Here is a 26,135-nt window from a genome sequence, read left to right on the forward strand (position 1 = left end):
TCCGGGAATCGCACGCGGAAAAGGCGCGGGGACCAAGGTCTCCGCGCCCTTTTTTGTTTGGTTGTGTATCGTGCCCACGAATACGGCGTCCACCTCATCGTCATCCCAGCGAAGGCTGGGATCTCCCGAGGCAGATGTACCGCAGACACGCAAGAGACCCCGGCCTGCGCTGGGGTGACGATACCGCGCTGACTTCGGCTAGTGCCGGTGCTGATGCTTCAGCCGGTAGCGCCCGTCCTCCAGGCCGGTGAAGAGCCCCGCGATCCCCGGATGATCGACCGGTTCGTCGCTGTCGTCAGGCACCAGGTTCTGCTGGCTGACATAGGCGACGTAGCTCGACTCCCGGTTCTCGGCGAGCAGGTGATAGAAGGGCTGGTCCTTCTTCGGGCGGATCTGTTCGGGGATCGCCTCATACCATTCGTCGCTGTTTGCGAAGACCGGATCCACGTCGAAGATCACGCCGCGGAAATCGAACACGCGGTGGCGGACGATATCGCCGATCGAGAAATTAGCATGCGAAACGGGCGGCGCGGCGACGGTGGGGGCGTGGCTGTCGGGGATGTCGTGGCGGGGCATGTACGCAATCTAATGGTTCTTTTTGTCCACACAAGCAGAACGCGGCAGGACGCGCTTGTGCCCGCCGGATCATTGCGTTAGAGGCGCCCCTCGACCGATCGATAGCGCTGTTTTGGCAGCGCCCGATGACCTCGCGGAGAGGTGGCAGAGTGGTCGAATGTACCGCACTCGAAATGCGGCGTGCCCTCGCGGGTACCGTGGGTTCGAATCCCACCCTCTCCGCCAATTTCCTTGTTCTGACACGCCCGAGGGCAATCCCACTCGGTTGGATGGCTTCGCTCAGTTTCCGTCGCGCAGCCGGCGGCTGAGGAACGCGATCAGCGCTTCGACGCGCGCGGGGCGCAATGCGCTGGGCGGAGTCAGCAAATGCAGACCGATCGGGGGCGGCGCCCAGTCGGCGAGGATCTCGACCAGTGTGCCCTGGGCGAGATGGTCGGCGATGATGAAGGTCGGCAACAGCGCGATTCCGAGCCCGCCGACCAGCGCGGGCATCAGCGCCTCGCCGCTGTTGGCGGACAGCTGGCCGCGCGGACGGATCGAGACATCTTCGTCGCCGCGATGGAAGCGCCACGGGCCGGTGACGTTGGTATAGCCGAACAGCGCGTGTTCGCCGAGCTGCGCGGGGTGCGTGGGGGTACCGCGCTGCGCGAGATAGGCGGGCGAAGCGACGATGTGCGTGGTGATGCCGCACAGCCGCCGCGCGCGGAGCGAACTGTCGGGTAGCGACGCAATGCGCAGCGCGACGTCGAACCCTTCCGCGACGATGTCGATGCGCGCGTCGGAGAGGTGGAGCTCGATCTCGATCCCAGGGTGTGCGGCGAGGAACTCAGCGAGAAGCGGCGCGACGTTCGAGATTCCGAAGCTCATCGGTGCCGCGAGCCGGACCCGGCCGGTGGGGGCGCTGGCGGCGTCGTTGGCGGATTCTTCGGCGGCGCGCGCTTCAGCCAGGATGCGTGCGGCGTGTTCGGCGAGGGGCTTGCCGGCTTCGGTGAGCGCAAGACGGCGCGAGGTACGGTGGAACAGCGACTGGCCGAGATGTGCTTCCAGGCGCGTGATCGCCTTCGAGACGGTCGCCTTGCTGAGGCCGATCGTGTCGGCGGCGGCGCTGAAGGACTTGTGCTCGACGACGCTGGCGAAGATCGCCCAGGCTTCGAGATCGGGCAAGCGCATGATGGACCTCTTCGTTCTCCCGCGAAGGCAGGAATCCAGTGCTGAGCAGCGTTGCGCCCGTAACCCTGGACTCCCGCCTTCGCGGGAGAACGATAAGAGATGAAACGATCGGTTTCCAGCGTTTCTATTTACCGCGCAATCTGATCGCCTATCTTAGCTTCAACACGATTGGAGACAGTCCATGATCGACACCAAGACCAAAGTAGAACGCCGCGCTTTCGACAGCCTGGGTCATGCCAACCACGGCTGGCTCAACGCACGGCATCATTTCTCGTTCGCGAGCTATTATGATCCCGCCCGGATGGGGTGGGGCGCGATCCGGGTGTGGAACGACGACGAGATCGCCGCCAACAACGGCTTCCCGCCGCATCCGCACCAGGACATGGAGATCATCACTTATGTCCGCACCGGCGCTATCACGCATCAGGACTCGCTCGGCAACAAGGGACGGACCGAAGCCGGCGACGTTCAGGTGATGAGCGCGGGCAGCGGCGTGCGGCACGCCGAGTATAATCTCGAGCCCGAGACGACGACGATCTTCCAGATTTGGATCGAACCGACGCGCAAGGGTGGCAGCCCGAGCTGGGGTGCCAAGCCGTTTCCGAAAGGCGAGCGGTCCGGCGCATTCGTGACGCTCGCGAGCGGGTTCGCGGATGATGGCGATGCCTTGCCGATCCGGGCGAATGCGCGGGTGCTCGCGGCGACGGTGAAGGCGGGCGAGAGCGTCACGCATACCGTCGGCGAGGGGCGTCACGCGTATCTGGTGCCCGCGACCGGTGCCATCGAGATCGACGGTGAGCGTTTCGACGCGCGCGACGGTGCGGCGTTGTCGGGCGGCCAGACGGTCGCGATCAGGGCGATCCAGGATGCCGAGATCGTTCTCGTCGATTCGGAGTAAGCGTTTCGCAAGCCAACTGCCCGTCATGCCAGCGTAGGCTGGCATCCCCCGGTTCGGGCCGCAGCGTCCGCCACAGGGAGATCCCAGCCTTCGCTGGGATGACGGACTGTTTCCAATGAATCATTCTTCCCCCTCTTCTCAGGAGTGTCCCATGACCAAGGTCCTCGTTCTCTATTACTCGTCTTACGGCCATCTCGAGCAGATGGCGGACGCCGTCGCCGAGGGCGCGCGCGCTGGCGGAGCCGAAGTCGACATCCGCCGCGTGGCCGAAACCGCGCCGCCCGAAGTCGTCGCCGCAGCGCATTTCAAGACCGATACCGCGCATCCCGTCATCGAAGGCCCCGACGCGCTCAAGAACTATGACGCGATCATCGTCGGCGCGCCGACGCGGTTCGGTCGGATGCCCGCGCAGATGGCGCAGTTCTGGGACACAACCGGCGGCCTATGGTTCAGCGGCGCTCTGATCGGCAAGGTCGGCGGCGCGTTCACCGCGACCGCCAGCCAGCATGGCGGGCAGGAGACGACGCTGTTCTCGATCATCACCAACCTGCTGCATCACGGCATGACGATCGTCGGGCTCGACTATGGCTTCAAGGGGCAGATGGGCGTCGCCGAGGTGCTCGGCGGATCGCCCTACGGCGCGACGACGATCGCCGACGGCGATGGCTCGCGCCAGCCGCATGCTGAGGAACTGGCTGGTGCCCGGTATCAGGGCCAGCGGATCGCGGAGACGGCGGCGAAGTTGGCAGCGTAACGCCTCGTCGTCAGGCCGTTCCGCGAAGGCGGGAGTCCAGGGTTACGGGCTATACCGTTTGTGATCCTGGGCCCCCGCCATCGCGGAGGAACCAGGAAGACGTGCCGTTGCCAAGCTTAGTGGCGTTTCTTGGCGTCGAGTACCGGCAGCTTGAGAAACAGCTTCGGCGGCGGTGGGGCGACGCGCACGACCACCGGGTCGATCCCCGGATTGGCCGGATACGCCCGCCGCGCGCGCGCGAACACGAAGCGCGCGCGGGCCGCGCCCGGTGCGGCGGAGGCGACGCCGACCCAGCGCCAGTGCCACGGTTCCCATTTGACGTTCTGCTTGTTGCCGCCGGGAAAGCTCTGTTCGAATCCGAACCGCGGGGCATTCGCGCGCAGCCATTTCGCCGCCGGAGTCGCCGCCATGCAGGCTTCGGCATCGGGGCAGTCCCCCCGCGGGCGCACCGCGAAGTCGAGCACATAGCCCGTGGCATGCTCGCTATAGCCCGGCGGAGCGACCGAGATCGCGCGGTCGGCGGGCGAATCGGTGCCGCGACAGAACACTCCACGCTGGCGCTCGATCGAGCGATGGCACGACATCGCCTTCAACTGCCCCATCACCACCGGATCGGTGCGCGCCGCATCGAATAGCCGCATGAGATCCGGCAGCGCATCACGACGGATCACGCAGGCGCCACCGACCGAATCGTCAGCGGGTAGCGTGACGAGTTCGCTCTCGGGCGCGTCGCCATAGGGAAGATGGCCGAACGCGCGGCCGTCAGGTGCGATCGCGGCGCTCTGCCCGGCGCACAATTGGGCCTCCGCAACGGCAGGCGTGAACGCCAGAGCGAGAAGAAGTGTGCGTCGCAGCATGACCTGCCTCTGGCATGCGCGCGCCGATACTGGCAAGGGCAGCGGATGCATGGTGACCGCGTACTCTTCCTCGACGGCGAGGCCTTGGTGATCGATAAGCCCACGGGCTTGCCGGTCGATCCCCCCCGCGATGGCTCGCTCAGCCTCGAGAACCATCTCGAGAGCTTGAAATTCGGGTTCCAGCGCTGGCCCAAGCCGGTCCACCGGCTTGACCGCGATACCAGCGGCTGCCTGCTGTTGTCGCGCAACCCCAAGGCGCATGCCCGGCTGCAGCAGGCGTTCGAACAGGGACTGGTGACCAAACGCTATGTCGCTCTGCTCGAGGGCGTGCCGACGGAGGAGTCGGGGCGGATCGAGATGGTGCTCGGTAAGGTCAGCACTGCCGAAACCGGCTGGCGGATGATCGAGGACGTCGACGGCAAGCTCCAGGGCAAGGCGTCGCGCACCGCGTGGCGCGTGTTGCGCGTCGAGGGCGGGCGATCGCTGGTCGAGTTCCTGCCCGAGACCGGCCGGACACACCAGATCCGCGTGCATGCGGCGATCGGGCTCGGCGCGCCGGTGGTGGGCGACGCGGTCTATGGCACCGCGGATTCGCTCGGCATGATGCTGCACGCGCAGAAGCTGATCGTGCCGCGCGCGGGCAAGCCCGACGTCATCGGCGAAGCGCCGATGCCCGAGCGGTTTGCGGCGGCGGGGTTTGGCGATGACGTGGCGGGCGCTTCAGTCGCTGACCCGGCTGCGAACCCGGCGGACAACGGCACGGCGGACCGCGAGGCCTAACCGTTCTCCCGCCTTCGCGGGAGATCGGTAGCGCAACCCTCCCCATAGCCGCTACCCCGGCGGAGGCCGGGGTCCAAAGGGGGACGGATGTAATGCAGCGCGTGCGCCGTTACCACGACCTTCGCAATTGGCCCCGGCCTTCGCCGGGTGGTGATGGGTAAGACGGCTACTCCCGAACCTTCCCGCGTCCTTGTTTCACCGCGGATCGCTTGACCTTCGAATCGACCCGCCGCGTCTGGCTGCCCTTGGTGGGTTTGGTCGGCCGCCGCTTCTTCGGGACGATCGTCGCATCGCGGATCAGCGCGACCAGGCGTTCGCGTACCTCCGCCCGGTTGAGCAATTGCGATCGCGATCCCTCGCTGCGCAGCACCAGCACCCCGTCGCGCGTCAGCCGCGACCCGGCCAGCACCGCGAGCCGATCCTTGACCATCTCGGGCAGGTTCGGCGACCCGGCGACGTCGAACCGCAGAATCACTGCGCTGTCGGTGGTGTTGACGTGCTGCCCGCCGGGCCCGCCCGACCGCGTCGTCGTCTCGCTGATTTCGGTGTCGTCGATAGCGATTGACCGGGTGATCGGAATCCATACCATCGTCGGAGCCTTAAGCGGGCGGGGGACGAATTCAAGAACAGGCGGTCGGCGGGCGCGGAAGGGCGATCCCGGCTGACCTGATGGGGGGCGGCGTTGAGTCCATTCGAACTGGTGTTTGCGGTGTTCGGCCTGTTGCTCGGCCTGGCGCTCGCGGAAGTGCTCGGCGGTTTCTCGCGCGCGGTGAAGCTCAAGCGCGGAACGCGGCCGGTGCGGGTCGGATGGCTGACGCCGCTCCTCGGGTTGCTGGTGATGTTCGATCTCACCAGCTTCTGGATGGTCGCCTGGGATGCGCGTGAGCAGATCGATGCCAATTACGTCACGCTGATCGGCGTGCTGACGATGGTCGGCATCTATTATCTGGCGGCAACGCTGATCTTTCCGGACACGCCCGAGGAATGGCCCGACTTTGACGACTGGTACGACAAGCAGAACCGGTTGGTGGTCGGCGGGTTGCTGACCGCGAACGTGACGAGCTGGATCGGGGTGATCGCGCTCGAGATCGTGCACGCATCGCCTGAAGTGCCGGCGACTGCGGGCGGCGACCTGGCGATGGCGATCTACCTGATCAGCGGATTCGGGATTCTGGGGCTGCTGGTCGCGTTGCTGATCGTCAAGGCGCGCCGCTGGAACGTCGCGATGCTGGTGGTACTGATCGTGTTGATCGTCGTATCGGGGGCGGTTGAGCCCTACGCCGTGTAAGCCGCACGTGGGAGCCACCGGCAGAGGGCGCGCTGGTGGAGCCGAAGGGAATCGAACCCTTGACCTCTGCAGTGCGATTGCAGCGCTCTCCCATCTGAGCTACGGCCCCGCGCGTCCAAAAACGCCCGTAGCGGCTCGGTTCTGGGCTTGCAACATAGTCCGTCAACTTTTCGACACGGCGCGCTCGGCCGGGCCGCGCGCCGCCGTCCGCCGGTTCCGGTCATCGGAACAATCCCGCCGTCCAGCCATTTTTTCGACGAAGCCAGCGCACGGTGGGTCAGCCTACGAACGACACCGGATGCGCCAAATTCGGAGGTTTCGATGGGCGACCAACGCGATTCGCGCACCCGCAACGCGGGGTATCCCGACGGACGCGGCGGACCGGATGACCGCGAATATGCCACCGGACGCGATCATCGGTCGGGCGAACACGGGCGCGAACACGGGCGGGGCCCCGACCCGCACAGCCAGCGTGGCCGCGATTATTACGGCAACCAGCCGCACGGCGAACGCGACACGCAGCCCCCTCGCGGCGATCGCGAGAGCGGATATCATGGGACCTATGCCGACGGGCGGAGCCAGTACGACGACCGCCGTCGCAGCCAGGCACGGCCGGCGCAGCGCGGCGACCATGACGATCGCGGCTTCATCGCACGCGCCGGCGACGAAGTACGATCATGGTTCGGCGACGATGAGGCCGAACACCGCCGCGAGCAGGATGCGCGCTACGATGAGGAAGACCAGCGCTCGCGCGCGGTCCACGAGCGCGACGACCATTATCGCAGCTGGCGGGCCAGCCAGATTGCCGCGCTGGACGCCGACTACGCCGAATACCGGCAGGAGAACCGCGCCAAGTTCGACAACGAGTTCGGCGCATGGCGGACCGAACGGGAGGGCCAGCGCACCGCCTTGTCACGTGTCGATGAACATATGGAGGTGGTCGGGTCGGACGGCGCGCATGTCGGCACCGTCGACGCGGTGCGCGGCGATCGCATCCTGCTGACGCGCACCGACAAGGATGCCGGCGGCGTCCACCATTCCATCCCGTCGCGATGGATCCAGACCGTCGATACGCATGTCGTGCTGGCCAAGTCGGCCGACGACGCGAAGACAGCGTGGCGCGAAGAACAGCGCAACGCCGCGGCTTCGCACTACGGGGACCAGCCGGGCGGGCCCGCTGATAGCGCGCGCCCCCAACGCGCGACGCCCGATCGCCGCTTCACTGGTACCGACTGAGCGATCCGGCATCCTGAACCTCGACGACGCCCGGGTGGAAACGCTCGGGCGTTTTCGCGGTTGCGGTCGCCGCCGGTTTCGCCATACCCTCCGTACGAATCATGACCGCAAGGAAACAGAGCAATGGCACGCGCATGGAGCCTCAAGGCACGCCCGCAGGGCATGCCCAAGCATACCGACTTTGCGATGATCGCGTTGCCGACGCAGCCGCTCGGCGCCGGCGAGATCCGCGTTGCGAACCGCTGGTTGTCGGTCGACCCCTATATGCGCGGGCGGATGAACGACGTGAAAAGCTACGTTCCGCCATTCGTGCTGGGCGAGGCGATGCAGGGCGGCGCGATCGGTGAGGTGATCGAGAGCAAAGCCGAGGGCATCGCGGTCGGCGACCGCGTGCAGCACATGCTCGGCTGGCGCGACGAGGCGGTGCTGCCTGCCGCGGAGGCGCAGAAGCTGCCCGTGCTCGACGTGCCCGAACAGGCGTTCCTGGGGCAACTCGGCATGCCGGGGATGACCGCGTATTTCGGCCTGACCGAGGTCGCTGGCGCGAAGGCGGGCGACGTCGTGTTCGTCTCGGCGGCGGCGGGCGCGGTCGGATCGACCGTCGTGCAGATCGCCAAGGCGCGCGGTATGACGGTAATCGGTTCGGCGGGCGGCGCGGAGAAATGTGCGTGGGTCAAGAGCCTGGGCGCGGATGCGGTGATCGACTACAAGGCGGGCGTGCCGCTGGTGAAGGCGCTCGCCGAGGCCGCACCGAAGGGCATCGACGTGTATTTCGACAATGTCGGCGGCGAGCATTTCGACGCGGCGCTGAGCGCGGCGCGGGTGCGCGCGCGGTTCGCAATTTGCGGGATGATCGAGGTGTACAACAGCGGCGCGGCTACCGAGCTGCGGTATCTGGCGCGCGTGATCGGCAACCGCATCAATATCCGTGGCTTCATCGTCAGCGATTTCTTCGACAAGCGTGACGCGTTCTTCCACGACATGGGCGTGATGCTCGCGGCGGGGACGTTGACGCGTGAGGAGACCGTGCACGACGGGCTCGACGCGATGCCGGATGCGTTCCTGGGGCTGTTTTCGGGCGGCAACCGGGGCAAGATGCTGGTTCGGGTGTGAGGCGCGGGTTCTCCCCGTCAGAACAGCTCGCCCTGCGGTCCGCGTGGCGGGCGGAACAAATCGCGGCGGAGCGGCACGCGGTCGCGGTTGAGGCCGTGCTTGCGGACCGCGATCGAGAAGCGGGTGCGCATCAGATCGGCCCAGGGACCCTGGCCCTGCATGCGGGTGAAGAAGTTGGAATCGTTGTCGCGGCCGCCGCGTAGCGACTGGATCGTCGCCATTACTTTGCCCGCGCGGTCGGGGAAATGGTCGTCGAGCCAGGCGCGGAATAGCGGCGCGACTTCCCACGGAAGCCGGACCGGCAGGAAGAAGACACAGTGCGCGCCCGCTTCGGCGGCGCGCGCGACGAGGTGTTCGATCTCGTGGTCGGTGATTGCGGGGATGACGGGCGCGATCGAGACGTTGACGGGCACGCCCGCGTCGGCGAGCCGGCCCACCGCGGCCAGCCGGCGTTCGGGGTGCGGCGCGCGGGGTTCGAGTGTCGCGGCGATCTTCGGGTCGAGTGTTGTGATCGAAAGCGTCACCGAGGCAAGCCCCTTCGCCGCCATCGGCGCCAGCAGGGCGAGGTCGCGGACGACGCGGTCGGACTTGGTGGTGATGCCGAGTGGATGGCTGGTTTCCGCAAGCACTTCGATCACGCTGCGCGTCACACGCCAGTCGGTTTCGATCGGCTGATAGGGGTCGGTGTTCGTACCCAGCGCCATCGGCGCGACGACATAGCCGGGCTTTGCGAGTTCGGCGCGGAGCAGCGCGGCAGCGTCGGGTTTGGCGAACAGCTTGCTCTCGAAATCGAGGCCGGGGGAGAGATCGTGGAACGCGTGGCTCGGCCGGGCGAAGCAATAGATGCAGCCATGTTCGCAGCCACGATAGGGGTTGATCGAGCGATCGAAACCGATGTCGGGGGAGGTGTTGCGCGAGATGATCGTGCGCGGGTGTTCGACCGTTACCGTGGTGCGGAGGCGGGCGGGCTCGCCGTCGATTTCGCCGCGGGCGTCGAGCCAGTCGCCGTCGGCTTCGGTCTGGGGCAGGTTGAAGCGGGTGCTCGCGCCGTTGAGCGTTGCGCCGCGGATGGGTCGGGGCTTGGACATTGGGGGAGGGTATGCGGATTCGCGGAACAGATAAAGAACGAACTGTCCTTCAAGCACTCCGTTCTCCCGCGAAAGCGGGAGCCCAGGAGTCGCAGGCGTACCGTTTGAAACCCTGGACTCCCGCTTTCGCGGGAGAAGAGAGAGTTATTTCTCCAGCAGGCGCGGCATCAGCTCGACGAAGTTGCAGGGCTTGTGCCGGTTATCGAGCTGGTCCTTGAGGATGCCGTCCCAGCCGTCCTTTACCGCACCGGTCGAGCCCGGCAGCGCGAAGATGTAGGTGCCGCGGGTGACGCAGGCGCAGGCGCGCGACTGGACGGTCGAGGTGCCGATCGTCTGGTAGCTGAGCATGCGGAACAGCTCGCCAAAGCCGGGGATCATCTTGTCGGCGATGCGCTCGATCGCCTCGGGGGTCACGTCGCGCCCGGTCACGCCGGTGCCGCCGGTGGTGATGATCACGTCGATCTCGGGATCGTCGATCCAGCTGTGCAGCCGGGTGACGATGACGTCGGCGTCGTCCTTCTCGATCCGGCGGTCGGCGAGGATGTGGCCGGCTTCGGTCAGCCGCGCGACGAGCGTGTCGCCCGATCGATCGTCGGCCAGCCCGCGCGTGTCCGACACGGTCAGGACGGCGATGCGGACGGGCAGGAACTCGGCGTTGAGGTCAATTGGCATTGGTAACGGACGTCGACTGCGGGCTGACGCTGGCGTTCACGGCCACGGTGTGAAGCGGGGCGATGCTGGCGCTGGCGCGCGCGTTGGGCGAGGCGTTCATGCGGACCATCGGGGCGCCGGGCAGGCCCGGGAAGCGCGGCCACATGCCCTGTGCGAGTGCGGAGCGGCTGACCGAGGCTTTCTTGCCGCCCTGCGCCTCGTACATCCAATAGTTGCGCATCACCGTGGTGACGTAGCCGCGCGTCTCCCAATAGGGGATACTCTCGATATAGAGTAGCGGATCGCCATTGTCGTGGACGATCGCGTTCCAGTCGCCGACCGGGCGGGGGCCGGCATTGTACGCAGCGATCACCTTGGGCAGCAGCCCGCCGGTGACGCCGGCCATGTCGCGCAGCCGCTCCAGATGGCGCTGGCCGATGTCCATGTTGGTGGAGGGCTTGGTCAGCGCCGCCTTGTCGATGTAGGTGCCGCGTTCGCGCGCGAAATCGGTCGCGGCGGCGGGCATGATCTGCATGAGGCCGTAGGCGCCGGCGGGGCTGGTCACGCTGTTGCGGAACCGCGATTCCTCGAGCGTATGCGCATAGACCAGCGCCTTTTCGACGCGCCAGCCGCTGTCGGGGGTCCAGTCGGGCGTCGGATAGCGCGATTCGGCGGTGGCCATGAAGCCCTGCGGACAATTGTGCGCGAGCCACACGGTGGTCGCGGGCAGGCTCAGTGCCTCGGCGACGCGGACCAGGCTCGGGAATTCGCGCGGCGGGCCGATCTTGGCCTGCTGACGGAGGACGTCGTCGGCGAGGTCGGTCTCGCCGATCTCGACCAGCGCGGCGGCGACCTTCACGTTCTGGCGCTTGTCGAGCATCAGCCAGTCGGCGGCGACCGGGCCGATCGGCCGCGCGGCGCGATCCTTGATCGACAGCGCCTGGCGCGCGAGCTGGCCGTAGAAGCTTTCGGAGAATTGCGCCGCGGCCTTGAGCCGGCCCTCGATCTTGTCGGGGCGGCCGCACGCCATGTCGGCGCGCGACGCCCAGTAGAGCGCGGCGCTGCGCATATCGACGTCGGCCGCTCGCCCGGCGACGCCCTCGAACCCGGCTTCGGCAGCGGCGCAGTCATTCTGCCGCCACGCCGACAGCGCGCCGACCCAGCGTGCCTGGATCGCCCAGTCGCCGCTGCCGTTCTCGGCCTTGGCGGCCATAGTGCGCGCGTTCGCATCGTCGCCGCGCAGGAAATAGATCCACGCGACGCGCTGCTGCCATTCGGTCAGCGCCTCGGGGGACAGGCCCGGCGTGCCGTCGAGCAGCGCCTGCGCCTCTTGGCCCATGTCCGCCTTGACGAAGGGCTGCATCTTGGTCGCGAGATCGGCGGCGATCAGGTCGCTCTTTACGCTTCTGGCGTGCAGGCGCCGCGGCGCGCCGTCCTGCCAGATCAGCCGCTGCGCTTCGGGCAGCACCGGCAGGTCGATCGCGCCGCGAACCTTCGCCAGGCGGGCGATGTCGGCGGCCTGCGGCAAGTCGGGCGCTTCGGTCAGCAACGCGGTCAGCGGCTCCATCTCGACCCGCGGCGAGCCCTTTGCGGTATAGATCTCGGCGCGGGCGATCGCGTGCAGCGGGCCCGGCGCCATCGTGTCGAGCCGGATCTGCGCGTCGGTCCATTTCTGGTCGCGGATCGCGGCGAAGACCTGACGATAGGCGTCGCGCTGCGTAGGGTCGAGTTGGGGCGGGATCACGTCGGCCTTCGCGCCCGCGGCGAAGCGCGCTTCCGCTGCCGGTTCGGCCGGCGCGGCGGCGGCGAGGACCGGGGAACTCAGCGCCGCTAACGCTCCTGCAATTATGATCCGCTTCATGCGTCCAGATCCCGCATCAACATCTGCAAATCTCTCCAGGCTTCGGCCTTGGCGGCGGGCTTTTCCAACAAGAACCGCGGATGGAAGCTCGCGACCGTCGCCGACTGTCCAGCCTTATGGTTAAATGCGTGTAAACGCCCGCGCGCCTGCGACAAATCCGTCGCGAGGATCGCACGGCTCGCCGCATTGCCGAGCACGAGCAACCGCTTGGGCGCGACCAGTCCGACGTGATGCTGCGCGATCGCAGCAAGCTGTGCCTCGACATCCTGTTGCACGCGCCCGGCGGTCGGACGTTTCGCACAGACCGAGGCCAAGTGGACCGCGTCGCGCGTCAGTCCGATCGCGGCGAGCATCCGGTCGAACAGCCGGCCTGCGGGCCCCGACAGCAAGGTCTCGCCATCGTCGCGCTCGGGGCAATCGACCAGCACCATGAGGTCGGCAGTCGCAGGACCCGTAGCGGCAAAGGACACGCCGCCCCAGCTGGACTCGGGCATTGCGGGGCCGGTCCGCCAGTTCAGGAAGTCGGCGAGCAGCGCGGGCATTTCGCTCGACGCCGCTGCCGGAAGCGCAGCCACGGCAGCAGGATTCGCGGCAGCGGGGAGGGGGGCGGGCGGGGCGAGCCAGTCGCGCGGAAGATCGTCGACCAGCGTGTCGACGCCGGCGTCGTGCCACCATTCGAGCGTGCTGGCGGCGAGCGCGTGCCACCCTATATGCTGGTCTGCCCCCATGGGGCACCTATGCTGTGCGGTTGACGTGGCGGTCAACTCGCGCAATCGCCTTATTGGACAATATGGTGCTGGCTCGCGCCCGAACGAACGGTGTGCCGCCCGCGTCCCGGGAGACGATGATGAGTGACCGTGAATCGATGCCGTATGACGTGGTGATCGTCGGGGCTGGCCCGGCGGGCCTGTCGGCAGCGATCCGGCTGAAACAGGTGGCGGCCGAGAGGGACGCAGAGATTTCAGTCTGCGTGCTGGAAAAGGGCTCCGAGGTCGGCGCGCACATCCTGTCGGGTGCGGTGATCGACCCGAAGAGCCTCGACGAGCTGCTGCCCGACTGGCGCGACGATGGCTGCCCGCTGGCCGAGGTACCGGTGACCGAGAACCATCATTGGGTGCTGAGCAAGTCGGGCAAGACCAATGTCCCGCACTTCCTGACACCGTCGTTCATGCACAACAAGGGCACGTACACAGGCAGCCTCGGCAATCTGTGCCGCTGGCTCGCGAGCAAGGCCGACGAACTCGGCGTCGAGATATTCCCGGGCTTCGCGGCCGCCGAAATACTGTTCAACGACGACGGCTCGGTGAAGGGCGTCGCGACCGGCGACATGGGCGTCGCGCGCGACGGCACGCACAAGGCCGACTATACGCCGGGGCTCGAACTGCACGCCAAATACACGTTCCTCAGCGAAGGCGTGCGCGGGCATCTGACCAAGGAACTGATCCGCACCTTTGACCTGGCCAAGGACAGCGATCCGCAGGTTTACGGCCTGGGCGTGAAGGAATTGTGGGATATCGACCCCGCGCTGCATTCGCCCGGCCGGGTGATCCATACGCAGGGCTGGCCGCTCAGCGAGACCGACGGATCGAATGGCGGCGGTTGGATCTATCACCAGGCGAACGGACAGGTGTCGATCGGGTTCGTGACGTGGCTGAGCTACACCAACCCCTATTTGTCGCCGTTCCAGGAGATGCAGCGCTGGAAGACGCACCCGCAGGTCGCCGCGCTGCTGAAGGGCGCCAAGCGGGTGTCGTACGGCGCGCGCGCGATCTCCGACGGCGGGCTGCAGTCGATCCCGAAGCTGGTGATGCCGGGCGCGGCGCTGATCGGCGACAGCGCGGGCTTCCTCAACGTGCCGCGGATCAAGGGCACGCATACCGCGATGAAGTCGGGGATGATGGCCGCCGAAGCCGCGGTCGACGCGATCCTGTCGCAGCGCCAGCATGACGAGCTGGCGGCCTATCCGGCGGCGTTCGACGCTAGCTGGGTCAAGAAGGAGCTGTCGGTCGTCCGCAACGTCGCGCCGTTGGTCAAGAAGTTCGGCGACATGCTGGGCTCGGCATTGTCTGGGATCACGATGTGGCTCGAGCATTGGGGCATCAAGATGCCGTTCACGCTGCATCATCACCCCGATCACGAAAGCCTGTGGCGCAAGGACTTGGTCAAGCCGATCGTCTATCCCAAGCCCGACGGCGTGCTGACCTTCGACCGGCTGTCGTCGGTGTTCGTGTCGAACACCAACCATGAGGAGGACCAGCCGGTCCACCTGACGCTCAAGGACCCGAAGGTGCCGGTCGAATACGACCTGCCGATGTACGACGAGCCGGCGCAGCGTTATTGCCCGGCGGGGGTGTACGAGATCGTCGGCGAGGATGTCGGCGACCCGAAGTTCGTGATCAACGCGCAGAACTGCGTCCACTGCAAAACCTGCGACATCAAGGACCCGACGCAGAACATCAACTGGGTCGTGCCCGAGGGCGGCGGCGGCCCGAACTATCCGAATATGTAAGGCGGCCAGGGGGAACGATGTCACGCGCGCGGCGCGCAACGAACGAGTTCCCCGGCGAAGGCCGGGGCCCAGGTGAGAAAGTCAGAGTAATGGAGGGCCGCACTTCGCCCCGAACGTCGCCGGACTGGGCCCCGGCCTTCGCCGGGGATCGGTTTGGCACAACCGGAAAGCGGGCGGTTAGGCGTCTGACGTTGTACCGATCGCTCCTGATTCTCGCGATGACGCTCACCCCCACCGCCGCATTCGCCGATACCGGCGACCTCTCGGCCTATGTCAAAGCCCGCGCTGCCGAGGCGGACGGCGCGGTGGAAATAGCGTCAAGCAACTACGCCCGCGCGCTCGCCGACGCCCCCGACAGCCCCGTGATCGCGATCCGGGCTTACCGCGAAGCGCTGCAAGCGGGCGACATCGCGCTGACGACGCGTGCGGCCGCGGTGCTCGATGCCGCCGGCGTTGCGCCCGCGGACGCTGCATTGTTACCGTTGGCGCAGGCGGCGCGGCGCGGCGACATCAAGGCGATGGAGGCGGCGACCGCCAGGTTGGCCACGGGCCCGCTTGCGATGCTTGTCCCCGCGCTGTCGGCCTGGACCGCGTTCGCACGCGACGGCGATCCCGCGGCGCCGAAGACCGACGCCGGCGACCCGGTCGCGCGCCGGTTCGCGAGCGAAACCCACGCGCTGCTGCTGATCGCCGCGGGCCGGACCGACGAAGGCATCGTCGCGCTGACGACCGAGCCGCGCATGCCGACCGACCTGCGCGTCGCCGCCGCACAACTGTTGTTCGGCCGGGGCAAGGACGACAGCGCCCGGACGCTGCTGGCGGGCCGCGACCCGACCTTCGTCGCGTTGCGCGAGGGCGCCTCCGCCAAGCCGACGCTCGGCTTCGGCGTGTCGCGGCTGCTGTCGGAACTCGCAAGCGACCTGGCAAGCGGTTCGCCGACGCCCTTGTCGATTGTGCTGACGCAGGCCGCCTTGCTCGCCGACCCCGATTATGACCGGGCGCGCGTGCTGCTGGGCGATGCGTTGGGGAAGGGCGGCGCACCGGACCGGGCGCTCGCGGTGCTCGACGGGGTGGGGGCCAAGAGCCCGTTCGCCAGCGCCGCCGCGGCGGAGCGCATCATCGTGCTCACCGGCGCCGATCGCGACGCCGAGGCGTTGGCGGTCGCCGCCGCGCGGGCCGGCCGCGCCGAGGCGAACGCCTATGACTGGCAGCGCTATGCCGACTTGCTGGTGACCGCCGACCGCGCCGCCGACGCAGTGCCCTATTACCGCCGCGTGATCGACACCGGCGAGCAGGGTGATGGCTGGGCGGCCTGGCTGCAATATGGCGGCGCGCTCGATCAGGCGGGGCGCTGGCCCGAGGCGCGCGAGGCGCTCGAAAAGGCGGTCGCGCGTGCGCCGCGACAGGCGTTGGCGCTCAATTATCTGGGCTTCGCGCGGGTCGAACATGGTGAGGATATCGCGGGGGCGACGCGGATGCTCGCGCGCGCGGCGGCGCTCGACCCCGACAACGCGTCGATCGTCGATTCGCTCGGCTGGGCCTATCATCTGAGCGGCAATACGCCGCGCGCGCTGCCGCTGCTCGAACGCGCTGCGGCCGCCGAGCCGACCAACACCGAGATCGGCGAACATCTCGGCGACGTCTATTGGACGCTCGGCCGTCGTTACGAGGCGCGCTACGCGTGGCGCGCGGCACAGGTGACCGCCGCGGGCGACGATGCGCCGCGGCTGGCGAAGAAGCTGGCGGGTGGCCTTGCCGCGGGGGCACGGCGATGATCGTCGAGACCGCGCCCGCGAAGATCAACCTCGCGCTCCACGTGCGGCGCCGACGGGCAGATGGCTATCACGACATCGAGACGCTGTTCGCGTTCGCGCGGGATGGCGATGTGGTGTCGGTCGAACCTGCAGAGTACGATCGATTCGTGATCACCGGGCCGTTTGCCGCCGGGCTGGAGGCAGAAGGCGACAATCTCGTCACGCGCGCTGCGTCCAAGTTCGTCGCGGCGTTCGGCTTCGCTGGCGGGCACGCGATCACACTCGACAAGCGCCTGCCGATTGCGTCGGGGATCGGCGGCGGATCGGCCGATGCCGCGGCGACGTTGCGCGCGCTTGCGCGGCTGCACGCGATCCCGCTCGACGATCCGCGCCTGCATGCGATCGCGGCCGAGCTCGGCGCGGACGTTCCCGCTTGCCTGGACGGCCGCACCACGATCGGCACCGGCAAGGGCGATGCGCTGGTACCGATCGCGGGGCTGCCGGGAACGCCCTTGCTGCTCGTGAACCCCGGCGTTGGCGTATCGACCGCAGCGGTTTTCCGCGCCTGGGACGGTACCGATCGTGGTGGCATCGCCGAGGGTGACCTACTCGAACGCGCCCGCGCGGGGCGCAACGACCTCGAAATGCCCGCGCTGGCGCTCGCGCCGGTGATCGGCGCGGTCCGCACACTGCTCGACGCCGCGCCGGGCGCGATCCTGTCGCGCATGTCGGGCTCGGGCGCGACCTGTTTCGCGCTGTTCGATGACGCCGGACGCGGCGGCGATGCCGCCGCCGCGGCGCGGTCGCGCGGCTGGTGGTGTCTCGAAACGGAACTCGCCTGAGCGGCCAGGGCTTGAACCCGACGCGCGCATCTGGTTTTTGGTACAGTCGGGATCGCGCAGTCACCCGCTCGCGCGTCCCGCGTTCCCAAGACGCTCCCGACGGAAGGGGCGGCCGCATTCCGGCCGCCCCTTTTTCTGGTCCAAAACCGATGTTCCGCTCTTGTTCCTGTAGAACAAACGCGGTACACAGGCTGGGACGCGTTGAACGGATCGCGCGCTTGGTCTAGCGAAGGAGCTTCCCGATGGCCGCAAGTCTGAAAGTGATCGATACCGGTATGGCAACAGCCACCACAGACCGCCAGAAGGCGCTCGACGCCGCGCTGGCCCAGATCGACCGCGCGTTCGGCAAGGGTTCGGCAATGCGCCTGGGCTCCAAGGAAACGATGCAGGTAGAGGTGATCTCGACCGGCTCGCTCGGCCTCGACATCGCGCTCGGCGTCGGCGGTCTGCCGCGTGGCCGCGTGATCGAGATTTATGGGCCGGAAAGCTCGGGCAAGACCACGCTCGCGCTTCACGTCATCGCCGAGGCGCAGAAGGGCGGCGGCACCGCCGCGTTCGTCGACGCCGAGCATGCGCTCGACCCGGTCTATGCCAAGAAGCTGGGCGTCAACATCGACGAGCTGATCGTCTCGCAGCCCGACACCGGCGAACAGGCGCTCGAGATCGTCGACACGCTCGTTCGCTCGAACGCGATCGACGTGCTGGTGGTCGATTCGGTCGCGGCTTTGGTGCCGCGCGCCGAAATCGAGGGTGAGATGGGCGACAGCCATGTCGGCCTGCAGGCGCGCCTGATGTCGCAATCGTTGCGCAAGCTGACCGGCTCGATCAGCCGCTCGCGCTGCATGGTGATCTTCATCAACCAGCTGCGCATGAAGATCGGCGTGATGTACGGCAACCCCGAGACGACGACGGGCGGCAACGCGCTGAAATTCTACGCCAGCGTCCGGCTCGACATCCGCCGCACCGGTGCGATCAAGACCGGCGAAGAGGTGACGGGCAACCAGACTCGCGTGAAGGTCGTCAAGAACAAGGTTGCCCCGCCGTTCAAGCAGGTCGAATTCGATATCATGTACGGGCAGGGCGTCTCGAAGCTCGGCGAGATCCTCGATCTCGGCGTCAAGGCCGGTATAGTCGAGAAGTCGGGCGCGTGGTTCAGCTATGACAGCGTCCGCCTGGGCCAGGGTCGCGAAAATTCGAAGACCTTCCTCAAGGACAACCCCGACATGGCCGACCGCCTCGAAAAGGCGATCCGCGCGCGCACCGACAAGGTCGCCGAGGAGATGATGGCCGGCCCGGAAGCCGACGACGACATCTGAGCCGCGGCCGCGATGAAAATGGAAGAGGGCCTGCCGGCGACGGCGGGCCCTTTTTCGTTGGGGCCCTGGCAGTCAGTCGGCGCTGACCGGTTCCCCTTACGTGGTCTGCGGCGTCCGTTTTGCGCGCCGCACCCGCGGTTCGGCGACCATGTCGGCGGCCGCCTTGATCTCTTTACGGAGTTCGTCGCGCTTTTCGTGGATCGAGGCGATCACCGGGCCCATCGCGACGCCCAGATCGACCAGCACCGCTTCCGACAATTGCAGCGAACTCTCCAGCGTCTCGGGGACCGCGTCGGTCGCGCCCGCGCGGTAGAGCTCGGCGGCGTGCGCGGTGTCGCGTGCGCGCGCGATGATCGGCAGGTCGGGGACCAGCGCGCGCACCGTGCGGGTCAGCCGGACCGTCAGCACCGGATCGTCCATCGTCAGGATCAGCGCCTTTGCGGTCTGCAGCTTCAACCGGTCGACAAGTTCCGCGCGCGCGACATCGCCGAACAGCACCGGATAGCCATGGCGCCGCGCCGCGGTGACGGAATCGATATCCGCCTCGACCGCGACATAGCGCTGACCGTGGACCGCCAGCATGTCGGCGACCATCCGCCCGACGCGGCCGAACCCGATCACGACGGTGCCGGGGCCTTCGGCGGTGATCTCGATATCGCCGGGGTCGTCGCTCGATCGGCTTTCGATCCGGCGCGACACCACGGTGCCGAGCTTGGCGAGCAGCGGCGTGATTGTCAGCCCGATCGCGGTCACGGTTTGCCAGAAGGTCGCGGTCGACGGCAGGATCAGCTGCGCCTGGGCAGCGGTTGCGAGCACGATCAGCGTCGTCTCCGACGGGCTGCCCATCAGCAGTCCGGTCTCCGCCGCGACGCCGCGCCGCGCCTGCGCCACGCGCAGGAACAGGAACGTGACCACCGCCTTGATTGCGACCACGCCGACCACCGCGGCGAGCAGCGCCGGCCAGTTCTGCACGATCAGCCGCAGGTCCAGGCTCATGCCGACAGTGATCAGGAACACGCCGAGCGCGAGCCCCTTGAACGGCGCGGTGATCACCTCGACCTCGCTGTGATAGTCGGTCTCGGCGATCAGCAGCCCCGCGAGCAGCGCGCCGACGATCGGCGAGAGGCCGGCAGCTGTGGTCGCGACGCTGGCGACGATGACGACGAGTAACGACGCGGCAAGGAAGAGTTCGGGACTCTTGGTCCGCGCGGCTTGGCCGAACAGCCGCGGGAGCACGAGCCGCCCGGCGACATACATCGCGACGACGGTCGCCCCGCCGAGCAACGCCACGCCGGCGATGTTGGTCCAGCCGTCGCCGCTGGCAGTCGGGGCGAGCGCCCCGAGGACGAAGATGATCGGCACCAGCGCGAGATCCTCGAACAACAGCATCGCGAACGCCCCGCGCCCGACCGCACCGGTGGTGCCGACCAGCGGCAGGACCAGCGCGGTTGAGGACAATGCCAGCGCGAAGCCGAGCCCGATCGCCCCCGACCAGCTCTGCCCGAGCAAATGGATCGCGACGCCGATCAGGAGTGCCGACCCGATCAGTTCGCCAGCCCCGGTGCCGAACACCAGCCGGCGCATCATCCACAGCCGGCGGAACGACAGTTCGAGACCGATCGAGAACAGCAGCAGGATGATGCCGAATTCGGCGAACGGTTCGATCGATTCCGGGCTGGATATGGTCAGGTAGTAAAGCCACGGGACACGGTCGACCAAAGCGCCAAGCCCGGCAGGGCCGACGAGCGCGCCGACCAGGATGAAACCGATGACCGGGCTGATCCGGAACCGCGCAAACGCGGGGATGACGAGGCCAGCCGCGCCGAGGATCACGAGCGCGTCGCTGAAGCCGTGGTTGTCGAGCCTGAGTGCCATCCGGCTACCCTAGGGGGAGCGCGGGGCGTTTGTCAGGGGGTATCGCTAAAGCGCTCCTGCAAAGGCGGGAGCCCCGGGTCGCAGACGCCGCGCCTGCAACCCTGGACTCCCGCTTTCGCGGGAGAACAGTCTGGTCGAAAGTCGGCTTACGCCCAGTTCGCCATTTCCGCTTCGAGGTTCGAACGCACCTGTTCGAAGAACTGCTCGGTGGTCATCCACGGCTGGTTCGGGCCGATCAGGATCGCGAGATCCTTGGTCATGTGACCGTCCTCGACGGTCTTCACGCAGACGCGCTCGAGCGTCTCGGCGAACTTGGTCACGTCGGGCGTGTTGTCGAACTTGCCGCGATACTTGAGGCCACCGGTCCAGGCGAAGATTGACGCGATCGGGTTGGTCGAGGTCGCCTTGCCCTGCTCGTGCATGCGGAAGTGGCGCGTGACCGTGCCGTGCGCAGCTTCGGCCTCGACGACGCTGCCGTCCGGGGTCAACAGGATCGAGGTCATCAGCCCGAGCGAGCCGAAGCCCTGTGCGACCTGATCCGACTGGACGTCGCCGTCATAGTTCTTGCACGCCCACACGAACTCGCCGTTCCACTTCAGCGCCGATGCGACCATGTCGTCGATCAGGCGATGCTCGTAGACGATGCCCGCGTCCTTGAACTTGTCCTTGAACTCGGCCTCGAACACCTCGGCGAAGATGTCCTTGAAGCGGCCGTCATAGGCCTTGAGGATCGTGTTCTTGGTCGACAGGTAGACCGGCCATTTCAGGTTGAGGCCGTAGTGCATCGACGCGCGCGCGAAGTCGCGGATCGAATCGTCGAGATTGTACATCGCCATCGCAACGCCCGGTCCCTCGAACTGGAACACTTCGCGGTCGATGGTCTGGCCGTCGTCGCCTTCGAACACCAGGCGCAGCTTGCCGGGGCCGGGGATCAGGTAATCGGTCGCGCGGTACTGGTCGCCGAACGCGTGGCGGCCGACGACGATCGGGTGCGTCCAACCCGGGATCAGGCGGGGGACGTTCTTGATCACGATCGGCTCGCGGAAGATCGTTCCGCCCAGGATGTTGCGGATCGTGCCGTTGGGCGAACGCCACATCTTCTTCAGGCCGAATTCGGCGACGCGCGCCTCGTCGGGGGTGATCGTCGCGCACTTCACCGCGACGCCGTATTTCTGCGTTGCCTTGGCGCTGTCGATCGTGACCTGGTCGTCGGTCGCGTCGCGATGCTCGATGCTGAGGTCGTAATATTCGAGTTCGATGTCGAGATACGGCTTAATCAGGCGCTCGCGGATCCATTCCCAGATGATCCGCGTCATCTCGTCGCCGTCTATCTCCACGACGGGTGTCACTACCTTGATCTTAGCCATTACCAGTTCCTTCGAATGGGGTTGCGCCGCGTCTAGGGGAGGGGGGCGTGGGGATCAACCGCCCGGCGCCTCCTTCGCCGACGCTTCAAGCGTTGTATCGCGTGTCCGGCACGGATAGACCCGTGGCATGGCATCGTTAGACAAGCCGCCCGTCCTGACCTCTACGGTCAAATGGCGATTTCCCGCAGTCCATCCGGAAGGCTATAAGTACGTCGCGATCGCGACCGGCATCACGCTGCTGCTGACGGTGGTCAGCAACGTGCTGTTCTGGCCGATGGTCGGTGTCGTCATCTGGGTCGCGACCTTCTTTCGCGACCCGGTGCGTACCACGCCGCAGGGCGCTGGGCTGATCGTCGCGCCCGCCGACGGCCTGATCACGATGATCCAGCGCGTGCCGGTGCCGCGCGAACTGGCCGGTCCGAACGGGCTCGGCGATGCGCCGCTGGTCCGGGTGTCGATCTTCATGTCGGTGTTCGATGTCCACATCAACCGCACGCCGATCGCCGGCACGGTGCGACAGGTCGTCTATGTCTCGGGCAAGTTCCTCAACGCCGACCTCGACAAGGCGTCGGATGAGAACGAGCGCCAGCATTTCGTCGTCGAGGGCCGAGACGGTCAGCGCGTCGGCTTCACGCAGATCGCGGGTCTCGTCGCGCGCCGTATCCTCGGCTTCGTCAAGGCGGGTGACATGGTCGCGGCCGGGCAGCGCATCGGCCTGATCCGCTTCGGCAGCCGCGTCGACGTCTATTTACCCGATGGCGTCGTGCCGCAGGTCTGCCTCGGCCAGCGCAGCATCGCCGGGGAGACGGTCTTGGGCTGCATCGCCGGCGTTCCGGTTATGGGCGTCGCACAATGATGCCGCCGCGGCGGCTTCCGCGCCCGCCCCGTGGACTGCCGCTTCGTGCCGTGGCGCCGAATGCGGTCACTGCGCTTGCATTGTGCTCGGGGCTGACCGGCGTGCGTTTCGCGATCGCCGGCGAATGGCAGAGCGCGGTCGCGATGATCATGATCGCCGGCGTGCTCGACGGCGTCGATGGCCGCATCGCGCGGATGCTGCACGGCGAAAGCCGGTTTGGGGCCGAGCTGGATTCCCTGTCCGATGCCATCTCGTTCGGGGTCGCCCCTGCACTGATCCTGTATCTCTGGTCGTTGTCGGCCTTGCCGCGGGTCGGCTGGATTTGTTCGCTGATCTTCGCGGTGTTCTGCGCGTTGCGCCTGGCCCGGTTCAACGCCAAGATTGACGAGACCGATCAGCCGCACAAATCCGCGGGATTCCTGACCGGCGTGCCCGCACCAGTAGGGGCCGGGCTCGCGCTGATGCCGATGTTCTTCTGGTTCTGGACCGACGATGCGCGGTTCGCATCGCCGTGGTTCGTGGCACCCTGGACTGCGTTTATCGCGCTCTTGCTGGTATCGAGCGTCGCGACTTTTACTTGGGGATCACTCAAGCTTCGCCGCAACATCCGGTTTGAAGCGCTGGCCGGCTTCGTCCTGCTCGGCGCCGCACTGGTCAGCGCGCCGTGGCACACGCTCAGCGCGATCTGCGTGATCTACCTCGCATTCCTGCCGTTCAGCATCGCCAGCTACGCGCGCGTCAGGCGGCAGCGCGAAGCGAGCGGAGCGATGCGGACAGCGGTGCCGACCCCGCCGGAATCGACGCCCAACGCCTGACCGCGATGCGGCGCTCGGCGGTAGCGAGCGTCGCCAGTGGCATGAACGCCGGTTCGACATGGCCCATAGCCAGTCGCACGATACGGCTCCACTGTGGTGTGATCGCCATAACGATCGTCGCGACCGACAGAACCAATGCGCCTGCGAAAACCAGAATATTCAGAACAACCATCACGTCGCCTCCCGGAAAATCGCGAGCATTTTCCTTCACCCGCAAATGCTTAGGCAGAGATTTACGTTCCGTTCACCGTGATTTTTCCAAGCCGAATCGCCTGAATGATGCGGTAAACAGGTCTTGCGTCCCTGTCTGACCCCCATATGTTCTCATTGCGTTCCACCTGTCAAGCGCTTGCATTGACAAAGGGGCTCGGCTAAGGGCCCGCGCTCTACAAACACCGCATGGGAAGCATCATAGCCCGGTGCGTAACGCCACGGATTATCCGCGGCCGAACGTCATCCGCTTCCCAGAGGCACAACCGGAAGGATATATCCCTATGGCGGCACCAGTCGTCTCCATGCAGCAGCTCATCGAAACGGGCGCGCATTTCGGCCACCAGACGCATCGGTGGAACCCCAAGATGAAGCCTTACATCTTCGGTGATCGTAACGGCGTCCACATCCTCGACCTGTCGCAGACCGTGCCGCTGTTCGCACGCGCGCTCGAGTTCGTCTCGTCGGCCGTCGCCGGCGGTGGCAAGGTCCTGTTCGTTGGCACCAAGCGCCAGGCGCAGGAGCCCGTCGCCGACGCCGCACGTCGTTCGGGCCAGCATTTCGTTAACCATCGCTGGCTGGGCGGCATGCTCACCAACTGGAAGACCATCTCGGGTTCGATCAAGCGTCTCAAGACACTCGAGGAAATGCTGTCGGGTGAAACCGTCGGCCTGACCAAGAAGGAAGTCCTTCAGCTAACCCGTGAAAAGGACAAGCTCGAGCTCAGCCTCGGCGGCATCCGCGACATGGGCGGCGTTCCCGACGTGATGTTCGTGATCGACGCGAACAAGGAAGAGCTGGCGATCAAGGAAGCCAACACGCTGGGTATTCCCGTCGTCGCGATCCTCGATTCGAACGTGTCGCCGGACGGCATCGCCTTCCCGGTTCCCGCGAACGACGACGCTGCCCGCGCCATCCGCCTGTACTGCGAGGCGATCGCGATCGCCGCGACGCGCGGTGGCCAGGAGCAGCAGCGCCGCACCGGTGCCGATATCGGCGCGATGATCGAGCCGCCGAAGGAAGAGGCAGTTGCCGACCCCGTCGTCGAGCCGGCCGAAGCTGGTACCGATGCGACCGTGACCGCGGCTGACGCCGACATCGCAGCCGAGCTGGCTGCCGAGGGTGAGCGCCAGATAGACGCGTAAGCGTCGTCGCCGAACCGTCATGCGGGCGGGGTAGGGCATCGAGCCTTACCTCGCCCGCAACCACATTCAGCAGATAAGAGGATTATAAACATGGCCGACATCACGGCAGCGATGGTCAAGGACCTGCGCGACAAGAGCGGCGCGGGCATGATGGATTGCAAGAAGGCGCTGAGCGAGACCGGCGGCGAAATGGACGCGGCGATGGATTGGCTGCGCACCAAGGGCCTGGCCGCCGCCGCCAAGAAGTCGAGCCGCACCGCGGCCGAGGGTCTGGTCGGCGTCGCCGTTTCGGGCACCAAGGGTGCTGCGGTCGAGGTGAACTCCGAGACCGACTTCGTCGCGAAGAACGACCAGTTCCAGCAGTTCGTCCGCGAAGTCACGCAGATCGCGCTCGCGACCGGCGGTGACGTCGACGCGCTGAAGACGCAGGCGATGCCGTCGGGCAAGACCGTCGAGGAAGTCCTGACCAACAACGTCGCGACGATCGGCGAGAACCAGTCGCTGCGCCGCACGCGGACCCTGGAAGTGTCGAAGGGCGCGGTCGTCAGCTACATGCACAACCAGCAGTCGCCGGGCCTGGGCAAGATCGGCGTTCTCGTCGCGCTCGAATCCGAAGCGTCAGACGAGGCGCTGCAGGCACTCGGCAAGCAGCTCGCGATGCACATCGCGGCCGCGTTCCCGAAGGCGCTCAACGAGGCCGACCTCGACGAAGCCGAGATCGAGCGCGAGCGCGCGATCGCGACCGAGAAGGCCGCCGATTCGGGCAAGCCGGCCGATATCATCGCCAAGATGGTCGAGGGCGGCATCGCCAAGTTCCGCAAGGAGCACGCGCTGGTCAGCCAGCTGTTCGTAATGGACGGCAAGACCAAGATCTCCGACGTCGTCGCCAAGGCCGGCAAGGACGCCGGTGCCGAGATCAAGCTGGTGGACTATGTCCGCTTCCAGCTGGGCGAAGGCATCGAGAAGGAAACGTCGGACTTCGCGGCCGAAGTCGCGGCTGCAAGCGGTGTGCCGCAGGCGCCCAAGACGGACGCGTAAGGCTGGCCGACCACCATCGTCACCCCAGCGAAGGCTGGGGTCTCCCGGTAGAGGTTCCGAACCTCACCGGGAGATGCCAGCCTTCGCTGGCATGACGTTCTGGAGGCGGTAGCGTCAGCGAAAATCCTCTCCGGTA

Annotated in this window: 24 protein-coding genes and 2 tRNA genes; 15 read left to right on the plus strand and 11 right to left on the minus strand. The window is 66.9% G+C overall.

All coding sequences use genetic code 11. From position 1 onward, the window contains the following. Nucleotides 1-198: 198 nt before the first annotated feature. Nucleotides 199-576 carry a heat shock protein HspQ gene (gene hspQ / locus U1701_RS14310; RefSeq protein WP_332783241.1) on the minus strand — a complete coding sequence of 126 codons (378 nt, stop codon included), beginning with the start codon at nucleotides 574-576 and terminating at the stop codon, nucleotides 199-201. 135 nt (nucleotides 577-711) lie between these two features. On the opposite strand from hspQ, the gene U1701_RS14315 reads away from it, so the two are divergent. After that, nucleotides 712-801: transfer RNA gene (locus U1701_RS14315), tRNA-Ser, on the plus strand. A 54-nt stretch (nucleotides 802-855) separates the two neighbouring features. Here the strand turns inward: U1701_RS14315 and U1701_RS14320 are convergent. Then, on the minus strand, nucleotides 856-1,746 hold the full coding sequence (locus U1701_RS14320) for a LysR family transcriptional regulator (protein WP_332783242.1): 891 nt from the start codon (nucleotides 1,744-1,746) through the stop codon (nucleotides 856-858). Between the two features lie 181 nt (nucleotides 1,747-1,927). Here U1701_RS14320 and U1701_RS14325 point away from each other — a divergent pair, with 181 nt between their 5' ends. After that, nucleotides 1,928-2,644 (plus strand): pirin family protein, encoded by a 717-nt coding sequence (locus tag U1701_RS14325; protein WP_332783243.1) that lies wholly within the window; start codon nucleotides 1,928-1,930, stop codon nucleotides 2,642-2,644. Between the two features lie 151 nt (nucleotides 2,645-2,795). After that, nucleotides 2,796-3,398 carry an NAD(P)H:quinone oxidoreductase gene (gene wrbA, locus U1701_RS14330; protein ID WP_332783244.1) on the plus strand — a complete coding sequence of 201 codons (603 nt, stop codon included), beginning with the start codon at nucleotides 2,796-2,798 and terminating at the stop codon, nucleotides 3,396-3,398. A gap of 116 nt (nucleotides 3,399-3,514) precedes the next feature. On the opposite strand, the gene U1701_RS14335 is transcribed toward wrbA, so the two are convergent. Further along, nucleotides 3,515-4,255: a M15 family metallopeptidase gene (locus U1701_RS14335; RefSeq protein ID WP_332783245.1), complete on the minus strand. Its 741-nt coding sequence runs from the start codon at nucleotides 4,253-4,255 to the stop codon at nucleotides 3,515-3,517. 45 nt (nucleotides 4,256-4,300) lie between these two features. Between U1701_RS14335 and U1701_RS14340 the strand changes: the two genes are divergently transcribed. After that, entirely contained in the window at nucleotides 4,301-5,035 is a 735-nt protein-coding gene (locus U1701_RS14340) for an RluA family pseudouridine synthase (RefSeq protein WP_332783246.1), read from the plus strand. A gap of 166 nt (nucleotides 5,036-5,201) precedes the next feature. Here U1701_RS14340 and arfB read toward each other — a convergent pair whose 3' ends face one another. Then, complete coding sequence (arfB, locus tag U1701_RS14345; protein ID WP_332783247.1) at nucleotides 5,202-5,624, minus strand: alternative ribosome rescue aminoacyl-tRNA hydrolase ArfB; 423 nt, start codon at nucleotides 5,622-5,624, stop codon at nucleotides 5,202-5,204. Between the two features lie 93 nt (nucleotides 5,625-5,717). Here arfB and U1701_RS14350 point away from each other — a divergent pair, with 93 nt between their 5' ends. After that, nucleotides 5,718-6,323: a hypothetical protein gene (locus U1701_RS14350; RefSeq protein ID WP_332783248.1), complete on the plus strand. Its 606-nt coding sequence runs from the start codon at nucleotides 5,718-5,720 to the stop codon at nucleotides 6,321-6,323. Nucleotides 6,324-6,356: 33 nt separating this feature from the next. On the opposite strand, the gene U1701_RS14355 is transcribed toward U1701_RS14350, so the two are convergent. Next, nucleotides 6,357-6,432: transfer RNA gene (locus U1701_RS14355), tRNA-Ala, on the minus strand. 212 nt (nucleotides 6,433-6,644) lie between these two features. Here U1701_RS14355 and U1701_RS14360 point away from each other — a divergent pair. Continuing rightward, nucleotides 6,645-7,559 carry a DUF2171 domain-containing protein gene (locus tag U1701_RS14360; protein WP_332783249.1) on the plus strand — a complete coding sequence of 305 codons (915 nt, stop codon included), beginning with the start codon at nucleotides 6,645-6,647 and terminating at the stop codon, nucleotides 7,557-7,559. Nucleotides 7,560-7,682: 123 nt separating this feature from the next. Next, a complete protein-coding gene (locus U1701_RS14365; protein ID WP_332783250.1) occupies nucleotides 7,683-8,672 on the plus strand; it encodes an NADP-dependent oxidoreductase in 990 nt (329 codons plus the stop codon). A gap of 17 nt (nucleotides 8,673-8,689) precedes the next feature. On the opposite strand, the gene U1701_RS14370 is transcribed toward U1701_RS14365, so the two are convergent. From U1701_RS14370 to U1701_RS14385, 4 genes are all read right to left on the minus strand, one after another. Then, a complete protein-coding gene (locus U1701_RS14370; RefSeq protein ID WP_332783251.1) occupies nucleotides 8,690-9,760 on the minus strand; it encodes a PA0069 family radical SAM protein in 1,071 nt (356 codons plus the stop codon). 144 nt (nucleotides 9,761-9,904) lie between these two features. Then, complete coding sequence (gene moaB, locus U1701_RS14375; protein WP_332783252.1) at nucleotides 9,905-10,432, minus strand: molybdenum cofactor biosynthesis protein B; 528 nt, start codon at nucleotides 10,430-10,432, stop codon at nucleotides 9,905-9,907. After that, complete coding sequence (locus U1701_RS14380) at nucleotides 10,422-12,272, minus strand: lytic transglycosylase domain-containing protein (protein WP_332783253.1); 1,851 nt, start codon at nucleotides 12,270-12,272, stop codon at nucleotides 10,422-10,424. The genes moaB and U1701_RS14380 overlap by 11 nt, the downstream gene beginning before the upstream one ends. Beyond that, complete coding sequence (locus U1701_RS14385) at nucleotides 12,269-13,000, minus strand: uracil-DNA glycosylase (RefSeq protein ID WP_332783254.1); 732 nt, start codon at nucleotides 12,998-13,000, stop codon at nucleotides 12,269-12,271. The genes U1701_RS14380 and U1701_RS14385 overlap by 4 nt, the downstream gene beginning before the upstream one ends. Nucleotides 13,001-13,119: 119 nt before the next feature. Between U1701_RS14385 and U1701_RS14390 the strand changes: the two genes are divergently transcribed. The 4 genes from U1701_RS14390 to recA all read left to right on the plus strand — a co-directional run bounded on the left by U1701_RS14390 (nucleotide 13,120) and on the right by recA (nucleotide 18,693). Further along, complete coding sequence (locus U1701_RS14390) at nucleotides 13,120-14,781, plus strand: electron transfer flavoprotein-ubiquinone oxidoreductase (protein ID WP_332783255.1); 1,662 nt, start codon at nucleotides 13,120-13,122, stop codon at nucleotides 14,779-14,781. Between the two features lie 191 nt (nucleotides 14,782-14,972). Further along, nucleotides 14,973-16,556, plus strand: coding sequence for a tetratricopeptide repeat protein (locus tag U1701_RS14395; protein WP_332783256.1), 1,584 nt, complete (start codon nucleotides 14,973-14,975; stop codon nucleotides 16,554-16,556). Beyond that, nucleotides 16,553-17,377, plus strand: coding sequence for a 4-(cytidine 5'-diphospho)-2-C-methyl-D-erythritol kinase (locus tag U1701_RS14400; RefSeq protein WP_332783257.1), 825 nt, complete (start codon nucleotides 16,553-16,555; stop codon nucleotides 17,375-17,377). The genes U1701_RS14395 and U1701_RS14400 overlap by 4 nt, the downstream gene beginning before the upstream one ends. Nucleotides 17,378-17,619: 242 nt before the next feature. Further along, a complete protein-coding gene (recA, locus tag U1701_RS14405) occupies nucleotides 17,620-18,693 on the plus strand; it encodes a recombinase RecA (RefSeq protein ID WP_332783258.1) in 1,074 nt (357 codons plus the stop codon). 96 nt (nucleotides 18,694-18,789) lie between these two features. Here the strand turns inward: recA and U1701_RS14410 are convergent, their stop codons facing one another. Next, nucleotides 18,790-20,568: a cation:proton antiporter domain-containing protein gene (locus tag U1701_RS14410; RefSeq protein ID WP_332783259.1), complete on the minus strand. Its 1,779-nt coding sequence runs from the start codon at nucleotides 20,566-20,568 to the stop codon at nucleotides 18,790-18,792. 146 nt (nucleotides 20,569-20,714) lie between these two features. Then, a complete protein-coding gene (locus U1701_RS14415; protein WP_332783260.1) occupies nucleotides 20,715-21,935 on the minus strand; it encodes an NADP-dependent isocitrate dehydrogenase in 1,221 nt (406 codons plus the stop codon). A gap of 127 nt (nucleotides 21,936-22,062) precedes the next feature. Between U1701_RS14415 and U1701_RS14420 the strand changes: the two genes are divergently transcribed. The 4 genes from U1701_RS14420 (at nucleotide 22,063) to tsf (ending at nucleotide 25,999) form a co-directional block, all read left to right on the plus strand. Continuing rightward, a complete protein-coding gene (locus tag U1701_RS14420; RefSeq protein ID WP_332783261.1) occupies nucleotides 22,063-22,791 on the plus strand; it encodes a phosphatidylserine decarboxylase in 729 nt (242 codons plus the stop codon). Next, the gene (locus tag U1701_RS14425; protein ID WP_443026063.1) at nucleotides 22,791-23,606 is read left to right on the plus strand and encodes a CDP-alcohol phosphatidyltransferase family protein; all 816 of its coding nucleotides are present in this window, start codon (nucleotides 22,791-22,793) and stop codon (nucleotides 23,604-23,606) included. The genes U1701_RS14420 and U1701_RS14425 overlap by 1 nt, the downstream gene beginning before the upstream one ends. A 494-nt stretch (nucleotides 23,607-24,100) precedes the next feature. Then, a complete protein-coding gene (rpsB, locus tag U1701_RS14430) occupies nucleotides 24,101-24,961 on the plus strand; it encodes a 30S ribosomal protein S2 (RefSeq protein ID WP_332783263.1) in 861 nt (286 codons plus the stop codon). Nucleotides 24,962-25,051: 90 nt separating this feature from the next. Beyond that, nucleotides 25,052-25,999 (plus strand): translation elongation factor Ts, encoded by a 948-nt coding sequence (gene tsf / locus U1701_RS14435; protein ID WP_332783264.1) that lies wholly within the window; start codon nucleotides 25,052-25,054, stop codon nucleotides 25,997-25,999. The last annotated feature ends 136 nt before the right edge of the window (nucleotides 26,000-26,135 follow it).

It is taken from the genome of Sphingomonas rhamnosi (genome assembly GCF_036663615.1).
Lineage (GTDB): Bacteria > Pseudomonadota > Alphaproteobacteria > Sphingomonadales > Sphingomonadaceae > Sphingomonas.